17 protein-coding genes are annotated in these 20,765 nt (G+C 72.8%); 12 read left to right on the top strand and 5 right to left on the bottom strand.

The window, feature by feature from the left end:
• Nucleotides 1-2: 2 nt before the first annotated feature.
• Genes ACWEEU_RS00085 through ACWEEU_RS00075 form a run of 3 tightly spaced genes read right to left on the bottom strand, consistent with a single transcriptional unit; the run spans nucleotide 3 to nucleotide 2,831 of the window.
• Nucleotides 3-1,310: a coenzyme F420-0:L-glutamate ligase gene (locus ACWEEU_RS00085; protein ID WP_451726814.1), complete on the bottom strand. Its 1,308-nt coding sequence runs from the start codon at nucleotides 1,308-1,310 to the stop codon at nucleotides 3-5.
• On the bottom strand, nucleotides 1,307-2,266 hold the full coding sequence (gene cofD, locus ACWEEU_RS00080; RefSeq protein WP_451726811.1) for a 2-phospho-L-lactate transferase: 960 nt from the start codon (nucleotides 2,264-2,266) through the stop codon (nucleotides 1,307-1,309). Before cofD ends, ACWEEU_RS00085 begins: the two co-directional genes overlap by 4 nt.
• A gap of 46 nt (nucleotides 2,267-2,312) precedes the next feature.
• Nucleotides 2,313-2,831, bottom strand: a complete 519-nt coding sequence (locus ACWEEU_RS00075) for a cysteine dioxygenase (protein WP_451726808.1) — start codon at nucleotides 2,829-2,831, stop codon at nucleotides 2,313-2,315.
• Between the two features lie 685 nt (nucleotides 2,832-3,516).
• Between ACWEEU_RS00075 and ACWEEU_RS00070 the strand changes: the two genes are divergently transcribed.
• The 3 genes from ACWEEU_RS00070 to ACWEEU_RS00060 all read left to right on the top strand — a co-directional run bounded on the left by ACWEEU_RS00070 (nucleotide 3,517) and on the right by ACWEEU_RS00060 (nucleotide 9,214).
• Nucleotides 3,517-3,780 carry a WhiB family transcriptional regulator gene (locus tag ACWEEU_RS00070; RefSeq protein ID WP_003975777.1) on the top strand — a complete coding sequence of 88 codons (264 nt, stop codon included), beginning with the start codon at nucleotides 3,517-3,519 and terminating at the stop codon, nucleotides 3,778-3,780.
• Between the two features lie 212 nt (nucleotides 3,781-3,992).
• Complete coding sequence (locus ACWEEU_RS00065; RefSeq protein ID WP_451726805.1) at nucleotides 3,993-7,709, top strand: glycosyltransferase; 3,717 nt, start codon at nucleotides 3,993-3,995, stop codon at nucleotides 7,707-7,709.
• A complete protein-coding gene (locus ACWEEU_RS00060) occupies nucleotides 7,706-9,214 on the top strand; it encodes a DUF5719 family protein (protein ID WP_385746415.1) in 1,509 nt (502 codons plus the stop codon). The genes ACWEEU_RS00065 and ACWEEU_RS00060 overlap by 4 nt, the downstream gene beginning before the upstream one ends.
• Before the next feature lie 90 nt (nucleotides 9,215-9,304).
• Here ACWEEU_RS00060 and ACWEEU_RS00055 read toward each other — a convergent pair whose 3' ends face one another.
• Entirely contained in the window at nucleotides 9,305-9,754 is a 450-nt protein-coding gene (locus tag ACWEEU_RS00055) for a metallopeptidase family protein (RefSeq protein WP_451727562.1), read from the bottom strand.
• 281 nt (nucleotides 9,755-10,035) lie between these two features.
• Between ACWEEU_RS00055 and ACWEEU_RS00050 the strand changes: the two genes are divergently transcribed.
• From ACWEEU_RS00050 to ACWEEU_RS00015, 8 genes are all read left to right on the top strand, one after another.
• Nucleotides 10,036-10,455, top strand: coding sequence for a DUF3499 domain-containing protein (locus tag ACWEEU_RS00050; protein ID WP_018548058.1), 420 nt, complete (start codon nucleotides 10,036-10,038; stop codon nucleotides 10,453-10,455).
• Between the two features lie 104 nt (nucleotides 10,456-10,559).
• Complete coding sequence (locus ACWEEU_RS00045) at nucleotides 10,560-11,924, top strand: phosphomannomutase/phosphoglucomutase (protein ID WP_451726800.1); 1,365 nt, start codon at nucleotides 10,560-10,562, stop codon at nucleotides 11,922-11,924.
• Nucleotides 11,925-12,040: 116 nt separating this feature from the next.
• Entirely contained in the window at nucleotides 12,041-12,235 is a 195-nt protein-coding gene (locus tag ACWEEU_RS00040) for a Trm112 family protein (protein WP_451726797.1), read from the top strand.
• Nucleotides 12,236-12,317: 82 nt separating this feature from the next.
• On the top strand, nucleotides 12,318-13,445 hold the full coding sequence (locus tag ACWEEU_RS00035; protein ID WP_451726794.1) for an SIS domain-containing protein: 1,128 nt from the start codon (nucleotides 12,318-12,320) through the stop codon (nucleotides 13,443-13,445).
• Nucleotides 13,446-13,543: 98 nt separating this feature from the next.
• The gene (gene manA / locus ACWEEU_RS00030) at nucleotides 13,544-14,695 is read left to right on the top strand and encodes a mannose-6-phosphate isomerase, class I (protein ID WP_385746407.1); all 1,152 of its coding nucleotides are present in this window, start codon (nucleotides 13,544-13,546) and stop codon (nucleotides 14,693-14,695) included.
• 131 nt (nucleotides 14,696-14,826) lie between these two features.
• Nucleotides 14,827-15,807 carry a cation diffusion facilitator family transporter gene (locus ACWEEU_RS00025; protein ID WP_385746405.1) on the top strand — a complete coding sequence of 327 codons (981 nt, stop codon included), beginning with the start codon at nucleotides 14,827-14,829 and terminating at the stop codon, nucleotides 15,805-15,807.
• A gap of 326 nt (nucleotides 15,808-16,133) precedes the next feature.
• The gene (ahcY, locus tag ACWEEU_RS00020) at nucleotides 16,134-17,591 is read left to right on the top strand and encodes an adenosylhomocysteinase (protein ID WP_385751327.1); all 1,458 of its coding nucleotides are present in this window, start codon (nucleotides 16,134-16,136) and stop codon (nucleotides 17,589-17,591) included.
• Nucleotides 17,592-17,696: 105 nt separating this feature from the next.
• Nucleotides 17,697-18,311 (top strand): hypothetical protein, encoded by a 615-nt coding sequence (locus ACWEEU_RS00015; RefSeq protein ID WP_385751324.1) that lies wholly within the window; start codon nucleotides 17,697-17,699, stop codon nucleotides 18,309-18,311.
• Between the two features lie 42 nt (nucleotides 18,312-18,353).
• On the opposite strand, the gene ACWEEU_RS00010 is transcribed toward ACWEEU_RS00015, so the two are convergent.
• Nucleotides 18,354-19,298: an RDD family protein gene (locus ACWEEU_RS00010; protein ID WP_451726789.1), complete on the bottom strand. Its 945-nt coding sequence runs from the start codon at nucleotides 19,296-19,298 to the stop codon at nucleotides 18,354-18,356.
• A gap of 128 nt (nucleotides 19,299-19,426) precedes the next feature.
• Here ACWEEU_RS00010 and ACWEEU_RS00005 point away from each other — a divergent pair, with 128 nt between their 5' ends.
• Nucleotides 19,427-20,434: a stage II sporulation protein M gene (locus tag ACWEEU_RS00005; protein WP_451726786.1), complete on the top strand. Its 1,008-nt coding sequence runs from the start codon at nucleotides 19,427-19,429 to the stop codon at nucleotides 20,432-20,434.
• Nucleotides 20,435-20,765: the final 331 nt, after the last annotated feature.

The raw sequence follows: 20,765 nt of genomic DNA, 5'->3' as shown, positions 1-20,765 counted from the left end.
TTTCAGCGCACCTCGACGAATGCCCCCGCCTCGCGCGCGGGGCGCGGCGCCGGATCGCCCGCCGGGTGGCCGACCGCGACCGCCCCCATCGGGGACCAGTCGGCGGGCAGGTCCAGCACCTCGCGTACGACGTCCCGGCAGAACATGGTGGACGACACCCAGGCCGAGCCGAGCCGCTCTCCGGCCAGCGCGACCAGCAGGTTCTGCACGCCCGCGCCCATGGCGACGACGAACATCTCCCGCTCGGCGCCGTCGCGCCGCGCGTCGCCGTAGGTGTGCGAGCCGTCCATGACGAGGCAGGGCACGACGAGGTACGGCGCGTTGCGCAGCACGTCGCCCCGGCGGACCCGCTTGGCGATGGACTCCTCGCTCTTGCCGTCCCGGCGCAGGTCCGCGATCCAGGCGTCCCGCATCGCGTCGAGCAGCCGCAGCCGGGACTCGGCCGACTCCAGCAGCACGAAGCGCCACGGCGTGGTGTGGTGCGGCGCGGGCGCGGTCACGGCGGCGGCCACCGCACGCCGTACGGCGCCCGGGTCCACCGGCTCGTCGGTGAAGGCCCGTACGGTGCGCCGCTGGGTCACCGCCTCGCGGACCGCCTCGGAGGTGCCGAGCCGGAACATGTCGTCGCGCGCGGAGCGCACCAGCGCCCGCGCGCCCTCGCCGTCCTCGTCCGCGCCGGTGACCACGTGCGGCAGACCGCGCAGGACGGCCACGGGTCGCCCGGCGGCCTTGCCCTTGACCAGGTCGCCCGCCGCCGCGAGTTCGTCGGCGGTGGCGACGACGGTGGCGGAGAGCGGGTTGCCGTGCGCGTCCGTGCCCCCGCGCAGGTCGTCCAGGACCCGCACCCCGGCGGCGCCGATCGCCACGTCGGTCAGACCCGCGCGCCACGGCCGCCCGAAGGTGTCGGTGACGACCACGCCGACGTCGACGCCGAGCGCGTCGCGCAGGCCCTCGCGGATCGCGCGCGCGGAGGCGTCCGGGTCCCGCGGGAGCAGCAGGACCGTGCCCCCGGGCGTGTTGGACGCGTCGACCCCGGCGGCCGCCATGACCAGTCCCTGACGGTTCTCCACGATGCGCAGCGGACCGCGCCGGGCCACCACGCGGACCGTCTCGGCGTCGATCGCGGCCTCACGGTCGGACGCCTCGACGATCCGGCCCTCGGCCTTGGACACGATCTTGGAGGTGACGAGCAGGACGTCCCCGTCGGCGAGCCCCGGTTCGGCGGCCGCGATCAGCTTGGCCAGGTCGTCGCCCGGCGCCACCTCCGGCAGCCCCTCGGGCGCCCAGACGCAGTACTCGCTCGTGCTCACGCGCCCCGCACCTCCTCGGCCAGCGCCAGCGCCTCGCGCGCCATGGCGGCGGCCGCGTCCTCGTCGGTCATCATCAGCGGTACCGCCCGGCAGCGGATGCCGTCCGCCTCCACCCGCTCGACCGTGCCCGCGTCGACGGTGTCGACCAGCCAGCCGTCAAGCAGGCCCGAGCCGTAGTGCGCGGCCACGGCGGCCGCGGTGGACTCCACGCCGACCGCCGCGAGCACCTTGTCGGCCATCCCGCGCACGGGCGCGTCCCCGACGATGGGGGAGAGCCCCACCACCGGCACGCCCGCCTCCGCGATGGCCTCCCGGATGCCGGGCACGGCGAGGATCGTGCCCACCGACACGACCGGGTTGGACGGCGGGAAGAGGACGACGTCCGCCTCGGCGATCGCCTCCAGGACACCGGGCGCGGGCTTGGACTGCTCGGCGCCGACCGGTACGACGGCCTCGGCGGGCACCGAGGCGCGCAGCCGCACCCAGTACTCCTGGAAGTGGACGGCCTTGCGCTCGCCGTCCACCTCCACGGCCACGTGGGTCTCCACCCGGTCGTCGGTCATCGGGATCAGCCTCACACCGGGCTGCCAGCGGGCGCACAGCGCCTCGGTGACGGCGCTCAGCGGGTACCCGGCGTCCAGCATCTGCGTCCGCACGATGTGGGTCGCGAAGTCCCGGTCGCCCAGGCCGAACCAGCCCGGACCCGCGCCGTAGGCCGCCAGTTCCTCCTTGACCCGGAAGCTCTCGTCCTCCCGGCCCCAGCCCTGCTCCTCGTTGATGCCGCCGCCGAGCGTGTACATCACGGTGTCGAGGTCGGGACAGACCTTCAGACCGAAGAGATGGATGTCGTCGCCGGTGTTGCCGATGACCGTGATGTCCGCGTCCGGGGCGGCCTTCTTGAGACCGCGCAGAAACCGGGCACCGCCGATGCCGCCTGCCAGAACCACAATGCGCATGACCACAGTCTGTCAGCCGTCGTGAGCGCTCAGCGGGGCGAGTGGCTCACACCACGGCCGGGCACGGCTCGGCCAGCGGTTCGCCGTGCGGCTCGCCCTGCGCCGACGTGTGCATGGGCATCGCGGTGAGGCCCGGGTAATAGATGTGCAGGCTGACCGCGGGCTCCAGGGAGTCGTTGACCACCTCGTGCACGTATCCGGGTGCGAAGACCCGCTGGGCCCCCGCCGCGAGCACCCGCGTGCCGCGCTCGGTGCGTTCGGTGAGGCGGCCCTCCAGGACGGTGAGGACACCGGAGGAGCGGCCGTGGTCGTGGAGTCCGCTGCCCTGGCCCGGCACCCAGGACAGGAGCCAGACCTCGTAGCCGGGCCCGGTGCGCAGCCGGTGGTACCAGCGGGTGGTGGCGTCGTAGCGGACCAGCCGGGCCCACTGGGCGCGGTCGGCGGCGACCGCGCGGGCCAGCCCGGCGAACTCGGCGACGGTCACCGGATGTTCACGGGGCGGCTGGAGCAGATGGGGTACTTCGAGGATGTCGCCGGCGATCTGGAGATCGTTGTCGCTGTTCATCGGGGTGCTGTGGTCCCTCGGAAGAGGAGTGGGGGGGGCGGAAGGTTCACGCGGCGCTGCCCGGATCACGGGCGTGCGGGATGTCCTGGAGCAGGTGTCAGGACGGGGAGACGCGACCGGACCTGGATGGGTCCGGTGTCCGGCTGGAGCGCGGTGGGCTCAACAGCAAGGACAACAGCAACAGCTTCGGCGGACGAGGGCAGCACCGAAGGACCCGCCGGTGCGGGTCGAGGTGAGCGCCAAGTTCGCGAACATGCCCACTAGAACAGCGGCTCACACCAGCGCTGTCAACTCGATGCCCGGAATGTGGGACATGTTTCACCTCATCCGGTTCATCTGTCAGGTGAAAGGTTTGTTCATCCGATGCTCGGGACACATGGGGCACATCCGGGTGCTCGGGCGCGGACCGCGTGCCCCCACGCGGAACGGGGACGAACACGAGGGCGTCTCTCCTCGTACAGAGGTGGTGCGAGGTCCGCCGTCCCTCCGGGCCCGCACGCGTGTCAAGGTTTATGGCGATTTGAACACTTAACGCACGGCCTTGGTTCCGCAGAGTGAATAACGGGCTCAATAGCAGATCTCGGCTTGACTCGCCCGGAGCAGCACACTTGTAATTTCACTCGTGTCGTTCAGCCGCACGGTTACGGCAACGCACGGGGACGCGAAAGACAGACGAGGGGCGCACATGACCGAGCTGGTGCAGCAACTGCTGGTCGACGACGCGGACGAGGAGCTCGGCTGGCAGGAGCGCGCGCTGTGCGCCCAGACCGACCCCGAGTCCTTCTTCCCCGAGAAGGGCGGCTCGACGAGAGAGGCCAAGAAGGTCTGCCTCGCGTGCGAGGTCCGCTCCGAATGCCTCGAGTACGCCCTCGCCAACGATGAACGTTTCGGCATCTGGGGCGGTCTGTCCGAGCGTGAGCGACGCCGCCTGAAGAAGGCCGCCGTCTGACCGACTCCCGATCACTTTCCGGCCGTTGACGGTCGAGCGGTGGGAAGAGTTCCGCGCATAAGGGGCGAACGGCCCGTCGCCGGTGGGTTGTCCACAGGCGGCGGGCCGTCGTCATGGCCAGCCGATAGTGTGGTCGCTCGTCCGAGACGCCCCGCCCCGCACCAGGGGCGCACGCGTCCACCGCAGTCCATCGAACCGGGGCCCGTACCTCGATGTCCGTGCACAGCCATACGGCAGCCCAACACGACGCTGCCATCCCTGAGTTCCCGCGTCATGTGGTGACCGCCGTCCTCGTCACCCACGACGGCGCCCGCTGGCTGCCCGACGCCCTCGCCGGGCTGATCGGCCAGGAGCGCCCCGTGCAGTACGCGGTGGCGGCCGACACCGGCAGCGCGGACGACTCCGCCCAGTTGGTCGCCGAGGCGCTCGGCGACGCCAACGTCCTGCACCTCGCCCGCCGCACCGGCTTCGGCGCGGCCGTCGAGGAGGTCGACCGGCACGCGCCCGTCCTCACCGCCGACGACCTGCCCTACCTCCGCGGCCTCGGCGGCTGGAACACACCGGGCGGCGCCTGGGGCGACGACGCCTACGACCGGCCCGGCCCGTCGCAGGGCGAACCCGTCCAGTGGCTCTGGCTGCTGCACGACGACTGCGCCCCCGAGCCCGACGCGCTCGCCCAGATGCTGCGCGTCGTGGACAACGAACTCGAGCTGGGCCGGGACGACGTGGCCGTCGTCGGCCCCAAGCTCCGCGGCTGGTACGACCGCAGGCAGCTCCTGGAGGTCGGCGTCTCCATCGCCAACTCCGGCCGCCGCTGGACCGGTCTGGACCGCCGCGAGCAGGACCAGGGTCAGCACGACCACGTGCGCCCCGTCCTCTCCGTCTCCACCGCAGGCATGCTCGTCCGCCGCGACGTCTTCGAGGAACTCGGCGGCTTCGACCGCCGGCTGCCCCTCATGCGCGACGACGTGGACCTGTGCTGGCGCGCCCATCTGGCGGGCCATCGCGTCCTCGTCGCCCCCGACGCGATCGTCCGGCACGCCGAGGCCGCCTCCCGCGAGCGCCGCGCGGTGGACTGCGCGGGCCGCACCGCCGCCTCCCCGCACAAGGTCGACAAGGCGGGCGCGGTACACACCCTGCTCGTCAACACCCGCACCGCCGCCCTGCCCTGGGTGCTGCTGCGCCTCGTCCTCGGCACCCTCCTGCGCACCCTCGCCTACCTCGTCGGCAAGGTGCCAGGGCAGGCCGTGGACGAGATCCGGGGTCTGCTCGGCACCCTGCTGCGCCCCGAACGCATCCTCGCCGCCCGCAAGCGACGCGGGCGCCCGGTCGTCGACAAGGACGAACTCCGCCCGCTCTTCCCGCCGCCCGGCGCGACCATCCGGGTCACGATCGAACAGGTCGCGGCCAACTTCTCCACCAGCTCCGAGTCCGACACCGCCCCCGTCGGACGGCACGGCGGCGGCGGTGACACCGGAAGCGACGACGAGTTCTTCGAGGTCGAGCGGTACGCCCGACTCAAGCGCATCGCCCGCAACCCCGGCCCGGCGCTCTTCCTCGGCCTCCTGGCGATCTCCCTGATCGCCTGCCGCGCCCTGCTCGGCGGCGGTGCCCTCGCCGGCGGCGCCCTGCTGCCCCTCCCGGCCGGCGCGAGCGACCTGTGGGCCACCTACGGCGCCGCCTGGCACCCCGCGGGCGCGGGCGGCACCCCGGCGGCGCCGCCCTACCTGGCGGTCCTCGCCACGCTGGCCTCCCTGCTCCTCGGCTCCACCGGACTCGCCGTCACCGTGCTGCTGGTCGGCTCGGTGCCGCTCGCGGGCTTCACCGCCTACTTCGCCTCCCGGCCCCTGGTCGACTCCCGGCTGCTGCGCGCCTGGGCGGCCATCGCCTACGCCTTCCTGCCCGCCGTCACCGGCGCCCTCTCCGGCGGCCGGGTCGGCACCGCCGTCCTCGCCGTGCTGCTGCCGCTCATCGCGCGCGCCGGAGTCGCCGCGAGCGGCCTCACCAACAGCTCCGGCGGACGCGGCAGTTGGCGCGCCACCTGGGCGTACGCGCTGCTGCTCACCATCACCACCGCGTTCACCCCGGTCGTCTGGCCCGCCGCGCTGGTGCTCGGCCTGGGCGTCCTGGGCCTGCGCCGCTCGGACCTGATCGCGTCCCTGCTGCGCCTCGTCGTCCAACTCGGCACGCCGCTGCTGGTCCTCGCGCCCTGGTCGCTGACCCTGCTCCCGGCGAACTTCTTCGGCGAGGCGGGCCTCGACTACGGCTCCTCCGCCGCCTCGGCGTCCGACCTGCTCGGCACGAGCCCCGGCGGCCCCGGCACCGTGCCCGGCCTGATGCTCGTCGGGCTGGTCCTGGCCGCGCTCGCCGCCCTGCTGCGCTCCGAGCGGCAGTTGGGCATCCGCACCGCGTGGGCCGTCGCCCTGACCGGCTTCATCCTCGCCGTCCTGTCCAACGGCTCCGCCTGGGCCGGACCGGCCACCCTCGTCTACGGCATCGCACTGCTCGCCGCCGCCGCGCTCGGCGCCGACGGGGCACGCGCGCGGGTGGCCGAGCAGAGCTTCGGCTGGCGCCAGCCGGTCGCCGCCCTGATCGCCCTCGCCTCGGTGGTGGGCCCGCTCGTGGCCGCCGTGAGCTGGATGATCGGCGGCGCCGACGGCCCGCTGGAGCGCCGCGACCCGGCACAGGTCCCCGCCTTCGTCGCCGAGGACGCCTCCACCCGCGACCAGGCCCGCACGCTCGTCCTGGACAGCGACTCCACCGCCCAGGTGCGCTACAGCCTGGTCCGGGGCGCGGGCGCCCGCATCGGCGACGCCGAGTTCACCGCCTCCGAGGGCGCGAACGCCCGTCTGGACAAGATCGTCGCCAACCTCGTCGCGGGCTCCGGCGCCGACCAGGCCGGACAGCTCGGTGGGTTCGCCGTGCGCTACGTCCTCGTCCACAAGGGCGCGCCCCGCCAGATCAGCCGCGTCCTGGACGCCACCCCGGGCCTGAGCCGCCTCAGCCAGCAGAACGGCAGCGGGCTGTGGCGCGTCAACGCGCAGGTCTCCCGCGCCGCCATCGTGGACCGGAGCGGCTCCGGCACGCCCAGGTCCGTCGCCGCCGGCCCGGTCGAGATCCACACCACCGTCCCCAGTGGCGCCGACGGCCGGGTCCTCCGGCTCGCCGACTCCGCCGCCGAGGGCTGGACCGCCACCCTGAACGGCAAGCCGCTCACCCGTACCACGGTCGACGGCTGGGCCCAGGGCTTCCGGCTTCCGGCCACCGGCGGCAAGCTGGACGTCACCTACGACGCCCCCTTCACCCACACCCTGTGGCTGTGGGCCCAGGGAGCGCTCGCCGTCGTCCTGGTCGTCCTCGCCCTGCCCGGCCGCCGCCGCGACGTCGACGACGACCTCCCCGACGAGGACCTGCCCACCGCCGACGACCTCGCGGGCGACGGCCGCCGCGCCCGCCGACTGCGCGCCCAGGCCGAGGAACAGGCCGCGCGCGAGGCCGCGCTGCGCGAGCAGGAGGCTCCGGACGCGGACGCCGGGAACCCCGACTTCCCCGAAGGACCTCACGAGGACTTCCCCGAGGGCGACTTCCCGCAGGAACTCCCCGACGGCGCCGTCCCGCACCAGCAGAACTACGCCGAGTGGGACGCCCCCGCCTACGCGGAGGCCACGTACCAGGAGTCCGAGTACACCGAGAGCGAGTACGCGGGCTACCCCGCCGACCAGAACCCCTACCCGTACCAGGACCCCTACCAGGGCGGCTACGGCAACGACCCGTACCAGCCCGGTCAGTCCAACCCCTACGACCCGTACGGCTACGGCGACCCGGCACAGCAGCAGCCCTACGACCCGGCGGCCCACCCGCACGGCTACGACCCCGCCCAGCAGCCCTACGGCACCGGCGACGAGCGCCACGACGGGAGCCAGCAGTGAACCGCACCACCCTGTCCCTCCTCGCCTGCGCCACCGCGCTCGCGGCAGTCACCGCCTACGCCACCGTCGACCCGCCCCAGGCGTCCGGCGCGAGCCCCGCCAGGGCGGCCGCCGAACTGCCCGTGCAGCGCACCGGGCTGCTCTGCCCGGCGCCCAGCTTCTCCGACATCGCCGACACGGCGTACACGTCGTTCACGCCCGTCACCAAGGGCACCGACGGCGGCGGCAAGGCATCCCTCCAGGCGGCCACCGAGGAGACCCCCGACGACTCCGGCTCGGGGAAGAGCGGCAAGGGCAAAAGCGGCCCGGACTCCGAGCCGCCCCTCAAGCCCAAGGACCCCGGCACCCCGGCCACCGGCGACACCTCCGGCGCCGACGCGCCCGCGTTCATCGGCACCGCCGACGGCAGGTACGCGCCCGGCTGGACCGTCCAGGAGACCACCGAGATCGCCGCAGGCACCGGCAGCGGCCTCCAGGGCGTCACCTGCACGCCCGCCGACACCGACTTCTGGTTCCCCGGTGCGAGCACCGCCGCGGGCCGCACCGACTACGTGCACCTGACCAACCCGGACGACTCCGCCGCCGTCGTGGACATCAAGCTCTACGGCAAGGACGGCGCGATCAAGTCGGAGGTCGCCGACGGCATCACGGTCAAGCCGCACGCCAGCGAACCGGTGCTGCTGTCCACCCTCACCGACGAGCGGGAGACCGACCTGACCGTGCACGTCACCGTGCGCAGCGGCCGGGTCGGCGCCGCCGTCCAGGCCCAGGACGACTCCGGAGGCGGCGACTGGCTCGCCGCGTCCGCCGACCCGGCGGGCAGCCTGGTCCTGCCCGGCATCCCCAAGGACGCCACCGACGTGCGCCTGGTCGCCTTCACCCCCGGCGACGACGACGCCGACCTCAAGATCCGCCTAGCCGCCCAGAACGGCACGGTCACCCCGGCCGGGAACGAGACCCTGCACGTCAAGTCCGGCATGACCACCTTCGCCGACCTCGGCGCCGTCACCCGCGGGCAGGCAGGCTCCCTGATCCTCACCCCCAGCGACGACTCGGTGCCCGTGGTGGCCGCGCTGCGCGTCGTTCGGGGCACGGGAGCCAAGCGGGAGACGGCGTACATCCCCGCGACCGCCCCCGTCGGGCGCCGCGCGACCTCGGCCGACAACAGCGGCAAGGGCACCACCCTGGCCCTGACCGCGCCCACCGCCACCGCCACCGTCAAGGTCACCGCCTCGGCGGGCAGCGAGGGCGGCAGCCCGGCCACCAAGACGTTCACCATCAAGGCCGGCACCACCCAGAACGTGGCCGCCCCGGTCCCCTCGGGTCTGAGCGGAACCTACGCGCTCACGGTGGAGCCCGTCTCCGGCGGTCCGGTGTACGGCGCGCGCACCCTGTCGGCGACGGAGGAGGGCGTCCCCGGCTTCACCGTCCAGACGCTGCCGAGCGACCGCGGACTGGTGGCCGTACCGCAGGCCGACCAGGACCTGTCGATCCTTCAGAAGTAGCCCGGCGCGCCGGAGTTCGGGGGGATGGCCGGGTCACGCACGCGTGGCCCGGCCGCTCTTCTCCGTACCGGCCGGTCCAAGCCGTACCGGTCAGTCCTCGCCGTACCGGGGATCGACCGTCTCCGGGGTGAGCCCCAGCAGCTCGGCCACCTGCTCCACCACCACCTCGTGCACCAGCGTGGCCCGCTCCTCGCGGCCCTTGGTGCGGATCTCCACCGGCCGCCGGTAGACCACGACCCGCGCCGGCCGGCCCTCGCGCGCGGGGATGATCCCGCCGAGCGGCACGGCCTCGTCGGCCCACGCGTCGCCCGTGCCCTCGAGCCGGGGCACCTCGAGAACCAGGAAGTCGACCTCGGTCAGTTGCGGCCACCGCCGCTCCAGCCGGTCCACGGAGTCCTGCACCAGATCCGCGAACACCTCGCCACGACTGGCGGCCAGCGGCACCTGGGGAGGCGCGATGGGCCCCCGCATGCCCCGTCCGTGACGATCACGGCGGCGGGGCCCGGGGCCTGCGGCACGGGGCGGTACACGGTTGTCCATCACCGGTGAAGCCTAGTCCCCGGCCGCCCGCCGCGCCCGGCTCCACGCGGCGACCCGCGCCGGACGCCGGTGTCCGCGGAAGACCGGTCCGGCCGTTCCAAGGCTCGTTTCCGTAACTCTCCAAGACCGCCACACACAAGGTAATTGACGACGTTTGTGCCGACTCGTGACGGCTCGCACCCCGCCGGGGAATTGCGCGAACACGCGTCGCAGCAGGTCAACAGGGCTTGTCCGGAAGGGCCTGTGGGGCGGTTCACAGCGCGACACGGTGGAGTGACCTGGTGGAGAGTCGTCGCGGCCCGCTCAAGAGTGCGGTACCGTCCAACGTCGTGAGCCCTGTACGTCGCTGTTCGCGCACCGCCTGCGGCCGACCCGCCGTCGCGACGCTGACGTACGTCTACGCCGACTCGACCGCGGTCCTCGGCCCCCTCGCCACCTACGCCGAACCCCACTGCTACGACCTGTGCGCCGAGCACTCCGAGCGCCTGACCGCCCCGCGCGGCTGGGAGGTCGTCCGCCTGCTCGACGGCTCGGCCCCGGCCCGCCCCAGCGGGGACGACCTGGAGGCCCTCGCCAACGCCGTGCGCGAGGCGGCCCGCCCCCAGGAGCGGGCGGCCGGAGCGGGCGGGGCGCGCACCGCGGACCCCATGGAGGTGGCCCGCCGCGGTCATCTTCGGGTCCTGCGCTCCCCGGACAACTGACGCGGCGTCCGCCTCTTCGCCGCACCCTTGTGGTGTCCCGGCCCCGGCCCTTTGCCCCGGGCGGGTAGTTTTGGGCACCCACAGGACTTTCGGGAGGCTGGGCCGTGACTGCTGATCTGTCGCAGATCGTGAAGGCGTACGACGTGCGCGGAGTGGTCCCGGACCAGTGGGACGAGTCCCTGGCCGCGCTCTTCGGCGCCGCCTTCGCAGAGGTGACCGACGCCCGCGCGATCGTCGTCGGCCACGACATGCGCCCCTCCTCGCCGGGCCTCGCCCGCGCCTTCGCGCGCGGCGCGGCCGACCGCGGCGTGGACGTCACCGAGATCGGCCTCTGCTCCACCGACCAGCTCTACTACGCCTCGGGCGCCCTCGGTCTGCCCGGCGCGATGTTCACCGCCTCGCACAACCCGGCGCGCTACAACGGCATCAAGATGTGCCGCGCGGGCGCCGCCCCGGTCGGCCAGGACACCGGGCTCGCCGAGATCCGCGAACTGGTCGAGCGCCGACTGGAGTCGGGCGCGCCGGCACCGGCCGCCGTGCCCGGCACGCTCACCGCGCGCGACACGCTGGAGGACTACGCCGCCTACCTGCGCTCCCTGGTCGACCTGACCGCGATCCGCCCGCTGAAGGTGGTCGTGGACGCCGGCAACGGCATGGGCGGCCACACCGTGCCCACCGTCCTCGCCGGGCTGCCGCTGACCGTGGTGCCGATGTACTTCGAGCTGGACGGCACCTTCCCGAACCACGAGGCCAACCCCCTGGACCCGGCCAACATCGTGGACCTGCGCAAGCGGGTCGTGCAGGAGGGCGCCGACCTCGGCCTCGCCTTCGACGGCGACGCCGACCGCTGCTTCGTCGTGGACGAGAACGGCGACCCGGTCTCCCCGTCCGCGATCACCGCGCTCGTCGCCGTACGCGAGCTGGCCCGCAACGGCGGCTCCGGCACCGTCATCCACAACCTGATCACCTCCCGCACGGTCCCCGAGGTCGTGCGGGAGAACGGCGGCGAGCCGGTCCGCACCCGCGTCGGCCACTCCTTCATCAAGGCCGAGATGGCCCGCTCCGGCGCGATCTTCGGCGGCGAGCACTCCGCGCACTACTACTTCAAGGACTTCTGGAACGCCGACACGGGCATGTTGGCCGCCCTGCACACCCTCGCCGCCCTCGGCGGGCAGGACGGCCCGCTGTCCTCGCTCGTCGCCGCGTACGACCGCTACGCGGGCTCCGGCGAGATCAACTCCACCGTCGCCGACCAGGCGGACCGTCTCACCGCGATCCGCGCCGCCTACGAGGGCCGCCCCGGCGTCACCCTGGACGACCTCGACGGCCTCACCGTCTCCACCGCCGACTGGTGGTTCAACGTCCGCCCCTCCAACACCGAGCCCCTCCTCCGCCTGAACGCCGAGGCCAAGGACGAGGCCACCATGGAGAAGATCCGCGACGAGGCCCTGGCGATCATCCGCGCCTGAACGCGTCGTCCGCGCCTCCACCGGCAGCGACCGACCGGTCCCGGCAGTGCCGCCGTACGGCGGTAATCTGACCAGCACATCCGTACATCCCGTACCGCCGCCCGAAGGGACACCCCATGGCGCTCGAAGCCGGCCTCCTGCAGATCCTGGCCTGCCCGGCCTGCCACTCCGCGCTCGAGGAGCAGGACGGCGCGCAGGACTCCGAGCAGGGCACCGAGCTGGTCTGCACCGGCCAGGACTGCGGCCTGGCGTACCCGGTCCGCGACGGCATCCCCGTCCTGCTCGTGGACGAGGCGCGCCGCCCGCTGTAGCACCGCCGGGCGCCGGAACCGCACCGCGGTCCGCGTGCCCGACCACACCGACAGGATCCCCGGCGACCGGAGGCTGCCGCCCATGCTCGACGAATCGCTCCTGGACACCCCGGAGGGCCTCGCCGAGGCCGACCACCGAGGGCTCCTGCGCGGAGCGGCGGAGGCCGGAGCCCGGGTCCGTACGGCCGCCCGGCACGCCGTCGAGGCGGGCGTCGGGACCCTGAGGCCGGACGGCCGCCCCCGCGCGGTCCTGATCGCAGGGCCCGGAGCCGCCGCCACCCACGCCGCCGACCTGCTCGGCACCCTGGCCGGACCCGGCAGCCCCGTCATCCGGCTCGCCCCGACCGGGGTGGCCCCGGCCGCCGGCGCCCTGCGCTGGGAACTGCCCGGCTGGGCCGGTTCCGTGGACCTGCTGCTGATCGCCACCCCGGACGGCGGCGAACCGAGCCTGTCCCTCCTGGCCGAACAGGCCTACCGCCGTGGCTGTTCCGTCGTCGCCGTGGCCCCCTCCGGCTCCCCGCTCGGCGAGGCGGTCGCCGGGGCGCACGGTCTCTTCGTCCCGATGGCCACGGCCCCCTACGACCAGGAGGAGCCCCTCGCCGGGGCCTCGCCCGGCGTCTTCTGGGCCCTGCTCACCCCGCTGCTCGCCCTGCTCGACCGCGTCGGACTGCTCGCGGCGGACCCGGACGCCCTTGAGAAGGTCGCGGACCGCCTGGACCGCGTGGCCGAGCGCTGCGGGCCCGCCATCGTGACCTACAGCAACCCGGCGAAGACCCTGGCCGCCGAACTGGCCGACGCGCTCCCGGTCGTCTGGACCGAGGGCACCTCCGCGGGCCCGGCGGGCCGCCGCTTCGCCGCCGCCCTCGCCGAACTCTCCGGACGCCCCGCGCTGGTCGCGGAGCTCCCGGAGGCCCTCGCCGCGCACAGCGCCCTCCTCGCGGGCCCGCTGGCCGCGAGCGCCGACCCCGACGACTTCTTCCGCGACCGCGTGGAGGAGACGCCCGCCCTGCACGCGCGCGTGGTGCTGCTCCGCGACCGCCCCCTCGGCGGTCTCACCGCCGCCCCCGCCGCCCGTGACCTGGCCCTCAGCCACGACACGCCGATCAGCGAACTCGAGCCGGAGGAGGGCGGCGATCTGGAGACCCTCGCGGAACTGATCGCCGTCACGGATTTCGCCGCCGTTTACCTGGCGCTCGCCTCCGCCGCCTGACCTTGCTCCCGGACCGCCCGCCCTCGCAGAGGCGGTCCGGCCCGCGCCCACTCCCGGGCACCGGCCGCGCAGCGCACGTACGGAGACAGAGAAGACACATGGACCGCCTCGACAACACCGTCCGCCCCTACGCGTGGGGCTCGCCCACCGCCATCCCGCGCCTGCTCGGCACCGAGCCGACCGGCGAGCCGCAGGCCGAGATGTGGATGGGCGCCCACCCCGGCGCCCCTTCGCTCACTCCGCGCGGTCCGCTCACCGACGTCATCGCCGCCGACCCCGAGGGCGAACTCGGCGCCGCCGCGGTCGCGAAGTTCGGACCCCGGCTGCCCTTCCTGCTCAAGATCCTCGCCGCGGGCGCCCCGCTCTCCCTCCAGGTCCACCCCGACCTCGCCCAGGCGCGGCAGGGCTACGCCGACGAGGAACGCCGCGGCATCCCGGTGGACGCCCCGGACCGCAACTACAAGGACGCCAACCACAAGCCCGAGCTGATCTGCGCGCTCACCGAGTTCGACGGCCTGTGCGGCTTCCGCCCCGCCGCCGAAGCGGCCGAGCTGCTCGAAGGGCTCGGCGTGGACTCCCTCAAGCCCTACGCCGACGCGCTGCGTGCCCGCCCCGAGGACGCCGCCCTGCGCGAGGTCCTCACCGCGATCCTCACCGCCGACCGCGCGGACATGGCCCGCACCGTCGCCGAGGCGACCGCCGCCTTCACCCGCCTCGACGGCCCCTACGCTCCCTACGCCGGAATAGCCCGGCACTACGCGGGCGACCCCGGCGTCATCGCCGCCCTGCTGCTCAACCACGTCCGGCTCCAGCCCGGCGAGGCCCTGTTCCTCGGCGCGGGCATCCCGCACGCCTACCTCGACGGCCTGGGCGTGGAGATCATGGCCAACTCGGACAACGTCCTGCGCTGCGGCCTGACCCCCAAGCACGTCGACGTCCCCGAGCTGCTGCGGATCGTCCGCTTCGAGTCGAGCGACCCGGGCGTCCTGCGCCCCGAGGCATCGCCGGAGGGTGAGGAGGTCTACGAGACGCCCATCGACGAGTTCCGGCTCTCCCGCCTCGTCCTGCCTGAGGGCGGCGCCGTCCGCGAGCTGACCCGCGACACCCCGCAGATCCTGCTGTGCACGGCGGGCACCGTCCGCGCCGGCGAGCACGAGCTGTCACCCGGCCACTCGGTCTACGTCCCCGCAGGTGAGCGCGTCGACGTGGCCGGAACGGGCACCGTCTTCCGCGCCACTGTGATCGTATGACCGGGCCTGTGGACAACTGACGCCCCGCAACCCCGGTGGGCTGCAACAATGTCCCACCGGCAAAGCACCGGCAAAGACGGGTACACGCCGAGACGGCGTAGACGTACGACAGTGAAGGGACACGCGGACACATGAGCGCGTCAGGCGGTACGAAGGCGATCGTGGCGGCACTCGGTGCCAACCTCGCGATCGCGGTTTCGAAATTCGTGGCGTTCGCGTTCAGCGGCTCCTCGTCGATGCTCGCCGAGGGCGTCCACTCGGTCGCCGATTCCGGCAACCAGTTCCTGCTGCTCATCGGCGGCAAGAAGGCCCAGCGCGAGGCCACCCCGCAGCACCCCTTCGGCTACGGCCGCGAGCGCTACATCTACGCCTTCCTCGTCTCCATCGTCCTGTTCTCCATCGGCGGCATGTTCGCCATCTACGAGGGCTACGAGAAGATCAGCCACCCCCACCCGGTCGAGCACTGGTACTGGCCGGTGGGCGTCCTGGTCTTCGCGATCATCGCCGAGGGCTTCTCCTTCCGCACCGCCATCAAGGAGTCCAACGAACTGCGCGGCAGGCTCTCCTGGGCCCAGTTCATCCGCCGCGCCAAGGCCCCCGAGCTGCCGGTCGTCCTGCTGGAGGACTTCGGCGCGCTCATCGGTCTGGTCCTCGCCCTCATCGGCGTCGGCCTCGCACTCCTCACCGGCGACGGCGTCTGGGACGGCATCGGCACCGTCTGCATCGGTGTCCTGCTCGTCCTGATCGCCCTCGTCCTCGCCGCCGAGACCAAGTCCCTGCTCCTCGGCGAGGCCGCCGGGATCGAGGACGTCAAGAAGATCGAGGCCGCCATCGTCGACGGCGACACGGTCACCGGCGTCATCCACATGCGCACCCTCCACCTCGGCCCCGAGGAACTGCTCGTCGCCGCCAAGATCGCCGTCGAGCACGACGACACGGCCGCCGAGGTCGCGCACGCCATCAACGCCGCCGAGGCCCGCATCCGCGAGGCCGTCCCGATCGCCCGCGTCATCTACCTCGAGCCCGACATCTACAGCGAGGCCGAAGCCGCCAAGGGTCCTGACCCCGAAGCCACTCCCGGCGGACCCACCCCCCACCCCGCCGATCACTGAGCCACCGCTCCGCCCACCCGGTCACCTCGTCCGACGGGGCCCGCCCACACCCGGGCGGGCCCCGTCGGCCGTACCGGACACCCCACCGGCCCGAGAGGCGGACTGGGGCAGCCCGCGCCTGCGGTGTTAGCTTGGGACGGAGCCAGACGTCGCTGCTGATGGCGGTCGGGCGGTCCCCAGCGGACCGGCCGAGGGAGAGAGGGCCTCCGACGGACTGCGCTGCGCGCACCCGGGCACGCCCGTGTCCTCTTTTCGGGCACCCTTGTGTCCGTCGCCGCGCAGACCAGCCCTACCCACCTCGCCCCAACTCCGAGGAGCAGCCCGCAATGACGACTGTCGACAACCGACAGGACTTCAAGGTCGCCGACCTCTCCCTGGCCGAGTTCGGCCGCAAGGAGATCACCCTCGCCGAGCACGAGATGCCCGGCCTGATGGCGATCCGCAAGGAGTACGCCGAGGCCCAGCCGCTGGCCGGCGCCCGCGTCACCGGCTCCCTGCACATGACCGTGCAGACCGCCGTGCTCATCGAGACCCTGGTCGCCCTCGGCGCCGAGGTCCGCTGGGCCTCCTGCAACATCTTCTCCACCCAGGACCACGCGGCCGCCGCCATCGCCGTCGGCCCGAACGGTACGCCCGACAACCCGCAGGGCGTCCCGGTCTTCGCCTGGAAGGGCGAGACCCTGGAGGAGTACTGGTGGTGCACCGAGCAGGCCCTGACCTGGCCGAACAGCCCCACCGGCGGCCCGAACATGATCCTGGACGACGGCGGTGACGCCACCCTCCTCGTCCACAAGGGCGTCGAGTACGAGAAGGACGGCAAGGTCCCCTCGCCCGACACCGCCGAGTCCGACGAGCACCGCGTCATCCTGGAGCTGCTCAACCGCACCATCAGCGACGGCTCCCAGAAGTGGACCCTGCTGGCCTCCGAGATCCGCGGCGTGACCGAGGAGACCACCACCGGCGTCCACCGCCTGTACGAGATGCAGCGCGACGGCGACCTGCTCTTCCCGGCGATCAACGTGAACGACGCCGTCACGAAGTCGAAGTTCGACAACAAGTACGGCTGCCGCCACTCCCTGATCGACGGGATCAACCGCGCCACCGACGTCCTGATCGGCGGCAAGACCGCCGTCGTCTGCGGCTACGGCGACGTCGGCAAGGGCTGCGCCGAGTCCCTGCGCGGCCAGGGCGCCCGCGTGATCATCACCGAGATCGACCCGATCTGCGCGCTCCAGGCGGCCATGGACGGCTACCAGGTCACGACCCTCGACGAGGTCGTCGACAAGGCCGACATCTTCGTCACCACGACGGGCAACAAGGACATCATCATGGCCGCCGACATGGCCAAGATGAAGCACCAGGCCATCGTCGGCAACATCGGCCACTTCGACAACGAGATCGACATGGCCGGCCTCGCCAAGATCCCCGGCATCGTCAAGGACGAGGTCAAGCCGCAGGTCCACACCTGGACCTTCCCCGACGGCAAGGTGATCATCGTCCTGTCCGAGGGCCGCCTGCTGAACCTGGGCAACGCCACCGGTCACCCCTCGTTCGTGATGTCCAACTCCTTCGCGGACCAGACCCTGGCCCAGATCGAGCTGTTCACCAAGCCCGACGAGTACCCGACCGGCGTCTACGTGCTCCCCAAGCACCTGGACGAGAAGGTCGCCCGCCTCCACCTGGACTCGCTCGGCGTCAAGCTCACCAAGCTGCGTCCCGAGCAGGCCGCGTACATCGGCGTCGAGGTCGACGGCCCCTTCAAGTCGGACCACTACCGCTACTGAGCGACCCGGACAGGCCCCCGCACCCCCGTGCCGGGGGCCTGCCCCGCTCCGGCCGACCGTCGGCCCGCGGCCGCACCGTCAGCCCGCCAGACCCCAGGACCCGTCATGCCGCGTGGCCGCTATTCGCTGCACGATCCGCACGATCACACCCCTCTCGCGGAAGAACACTTCCACTGCGCCCCCGGCCCCTCCGGCTGGCGCTACGTCTCGCAGCTCACCACCCCGGCCGGCGACCACAGCGGCTCCGTCGACCTCGCCCTGGACGACCTCGGCCGCCCCCTGCGCCTCGAAATCCACGCGGGTGACTGGCAGGTACGCGGCGCCGCCCTCGACGGCATCTCCTGGGTCCGCACGGACCCCACCGGGACCGAGGCCACCGAAGGCAATGTGCGCGCCCACGCCTTCACCGGCACGTCCCCCGCGTTCCTCGTCGCCACCGCCCGTCTGCTGCGCCTCACCCCCTCGTCCACCGCCACCCGGGTACGCCTCGTCGCCCTCACCGACCCGGTGCTCGCCCCACGCACCCTGGACCAGTCCTGGGCCTTGGTCGACAGAGAAACACACCCCACTGACAACGGCCCCCTGATCGTGGACGAATACCAGGTCACAGCCCTGGACACCGGGGAACAGCACACCGTGCACCTCGCCGGGGACGTGGTCCTCTCCGCCCCCGGCATCGAGTTGGAAGACCTCCAGTCCCCACCGTCGACGTTCGACTGAGAACCGAGCCCGGAGAACCGGGCCCGAGAACCGGGACGCCGCTCAGGCCGGGGGGACGAACCCGGTCGGCCGGGAACCGGAATCCTGCGCCTTCACCGCGGGCGCCTGCTCCACCGGAGCCTCGTGGACCGGAGCCCCGTGCGCCGCAGCGCTGCCCGGCGCGGCCCAGCCACCACCGCTCGGCCCGTATCCACCGCTGCCCGGCACATCCCCACCGGTCTCCGCCGCCCGAGCCGCGCCGCCGTCCGCCTGCGCCTCGGCCTGACGGGCCTGCCGCTCCTGGACCACGGCGGCCAGAAAGACCGCCGGAGGCAGATCCCGCGGAACCGCCGTCCCCGTGCACCCCGCCAGATCCGCCGCGAGCCGCCCCGCCATCGCCGCCGACACCTGCGGATCGAGCTGACGCATCCGCCCCAGGTACTGCCGGACGGCGAGCCACAGACCGTCCGGCACCGCCGACAGATCCAGCTCGGCGAACCGCTCCCCGACCCACGGCGGCGGCGCCTGCACCGGCCACGCCCGCCCCACCGGAACCCGCTCCCGCACCACCAGCGTGCCCGCGAACACATCCCCAAGACGCCGACCGCGCGCCGACACCAGTGACGCGATGCACGCCACCACCCCGAACGTCAGCAGGATCTCGACCACCCCGACGGCACCGCGCACCAACGCGTGCCGGAACCGGATCGGCCCCCCGTCGTCCCGCACCACCCGCAGCCCGAACACCAGCTTCCCCACCGAGCGCCCGTGGCTGAGCGTCTCCACCGCTATGGGAGCACCGACCAGCACCAGCAGGAACACCGCGATCGCCAGCGCCGTCTGCGCCGCGTCGTCCAGCGACGCGGTCGCCAGCAGGACCACGATGGACACACCGATGTACACGAACATGGCCACGACCAGGTCCAGAAACACGGCCAGAGCCCTGCTCGGCAGCTTCGCGGGCCGCAGTTCGAGCGCCACCGCCTCCCCGGTCACCAACTCGCTCATGCCCCGCCGTCCTTCCCCTGGTCCGCCCCTTGGGGCAAGTCTGCCAAGCTGAGCGCACATCGCGTCGCGGTACGACAAGCTGACAGCAGCACGCGCAACGACGACCGGCCGAGGAGCAGGCGGACCCCATGGACCTGGACGTCTTCGTCTACGCACACCGAGCCGAGTGGGATCGCCTCGACGCCCTGACCAGCCGCAGGCGCCGGCTCAACGGCGCCGAGACCGACGAGCTGATCACGCTCTACCAGCGCACGGCCACCCATCTCTCCCTGATCCAGTCCAGCGCGCCGGACCCCCAGCTCACCGGCCGCCTCAGCCGACTCGTCGCCCGCGCCCGCAGCGCCGTCACCGGAACCCGCCGCGCCTCCTGGCGCGACGCCGCCCGCTTCCTGAGCCAGGGCTTCCCGGCCGCGGTCTACCGGACCCGCCACTGGTGGGCGCCCACCGCACTCGTCTCGACAGCCGTCGCGATCCTGCTGGGCTGGTGGATCGGCACGCACCCGGAGGTACGCGCCACCATCGCGGCCCCCGCCCACCTCCGCGAGCTGACCCGCCCCGGCGGCGAGTACGAGACCTACTACTCGAGCCACCCGGCCGCCTCCTTCGCCGCACAGGTGTGGACGAACAATGCCCAGGCCGCCGCGATGTGCCTGGTCCTGGGTGTCTTCCTGGGGCTGCCCGTGCTCTGGATCCTCTTCCAGAACATGCTCAACCTCGGCATCGGCTTCGGCCTCATGTCCTCCGCCGGCCGCCTCGACACCTTCCTCGGTCTGGTCCTCCCGCACGGCCTGCTCGAACTGACCGCCGTCTTCGTCGCAGCCGGTACGGGCCTCCGTCTCGGCTGGACGGTGATCGACCCCGGTCCGCGAAGCCGACGCACGGCACTGGCGGAAGAAGGCCGCGCGGCCGTCGGCATGGCCATCGGCCTCGCCCTGGTCCTGTTCGTCTCCGGCGCCATCGAAGGCTTCGTGACCCCCTCCGGCCTGCCCACCTGGGCCCGCATCGGCATCGGCATCGCCGCCGAGCTGGCTTTCCTGACCTACGTCTATGTCCTCGGTGGCCGCGCGGTCCGCGCCGGTGAGACGGGCGACCTCATGGCCGCCGAGCGCAGCTCGACCGTCCCCACAGCCGCCTGATGTGCGTAAACGGCCTGTGAGCTGCTAGTCTCCTGATCGCCCCGAGAAACCCGTTGACACGGGTAGACCGGGGAGGTAGAGTCAAACAGTTGCCTGGAGCTGGACAAGCTCAAGGTTGACCGCTAGAATCTATCTGCTTCCCGAAGAAGTCGCTCAGGCGAATCCGAGAAGCACAATCCGATTACTCAGAAATGAGCGGCCGGTAAGACCGGCCAAAAACTTCTGATAGAGTCGGAACCGCCGGAAAGGGAAACGCGAAAGCGAGAACCTGGAAAGCACCGAGGAAATCGGATCGGAAAAAGATCTGATAGAGTCGGAAACACCGAAGGGA

Source organism: Streptomyces sp. NPDC005004, from assembly GCF_053600675.1.
The sequence above is the reverse complement of the archived record's forward strand: the minus strand, read 5'-3'. Positions and strand labels throughout refer to the sequence as shown.

Coding starts and splice junctions, on each gene's coding strand:
- manA (WP_385746407.1), top strand. CDS start 13,544: ATGGACCGCCTCGACAACACCGTCCGCCCCTACGCGTGGGGCTCGCCC.
- ACWEEU_RS00035 (WP_451726794.1), top strand. CDS start 12,318: ATGCTCGACGAATCGCTCCTGGACACCCCGGAGGGCCTCGCCGAGGCC.
- ACWEEU_RS00055 (WP_451727562.1), bottom strand. CDS start 9,754: ATGGACAACCGTGTACCGCCCCGTGCCGCAGGCCCCGGGCCCCGCCGC.
- ACWEEU_RS00015 (WP_385751324.1), top strand. CDS start 17,697: ATGCCGCGTGGCCGCTATTCGCTGCACGATCCGCACGATCACACCCCT.
- ACWEEU_RS00005 (WP_451726786.1), top strand. CDS start 19,427: ATGGACCTGGACGTCTTCGTCTACGCACACCGAGCCGAGTGGGATCGC.
- ACWEEU_RS00040 (WP_451726797.1), top strand. CDS start 12,041: ATGGCGCTCGAAGCCGGCCTCCTGCAGATCCTGGCCTGCCCGGCCTGC.
- cofD (WP_451726811.1), bottom strand. CDS start 2,266: ATGCGCATTGTGGTTCTGGCAGGCGGCATCGGCGGTGCCCGGTTTCTG.
- ACWEEU_RS00010 (WP_451726789.1), bottom strand. CDS start 19,298: ATGAGCGAGTTGGTGACCGGGGAGGCGGTGGCGCTCGAACTGCGGCCC.
- ACWEEU_RS00065 (WP_451726805.1), top strand. CDS start 3,993: ATGTCCGTGCACAGCCATACGGCAGCCCAACACGACGCTGCCATCCCT.
- ACWEEU_RS00075 (WP_451726808.1), bottom strand. CDS start 2,831: ATGAACAGCGACAACGATCTCCAGATCGCCGGCGACATCCTCGAAGTA.
- ahcY (WP_385751327.1), top strand. CDS start 16,134: ATGACGACTGTCGACAACCGACAGGACTTCAAGGTCGCCGACCTCTCC.
- ACWEEU_RS00070 (WP_003975777.1), top strand. CDS start 3,517: ATGACCGAGCTGGTGCAGCAACTGCTGGTCGACGACGCGGACGAGGAG.
- ACWEEU_RS00025 (WP_385746405.1), top strand. CDS start 14,827: ATGAGCGCGTCAGGCGGTACGAAGGCGATCGTGGCGGCACTCGGTGCC.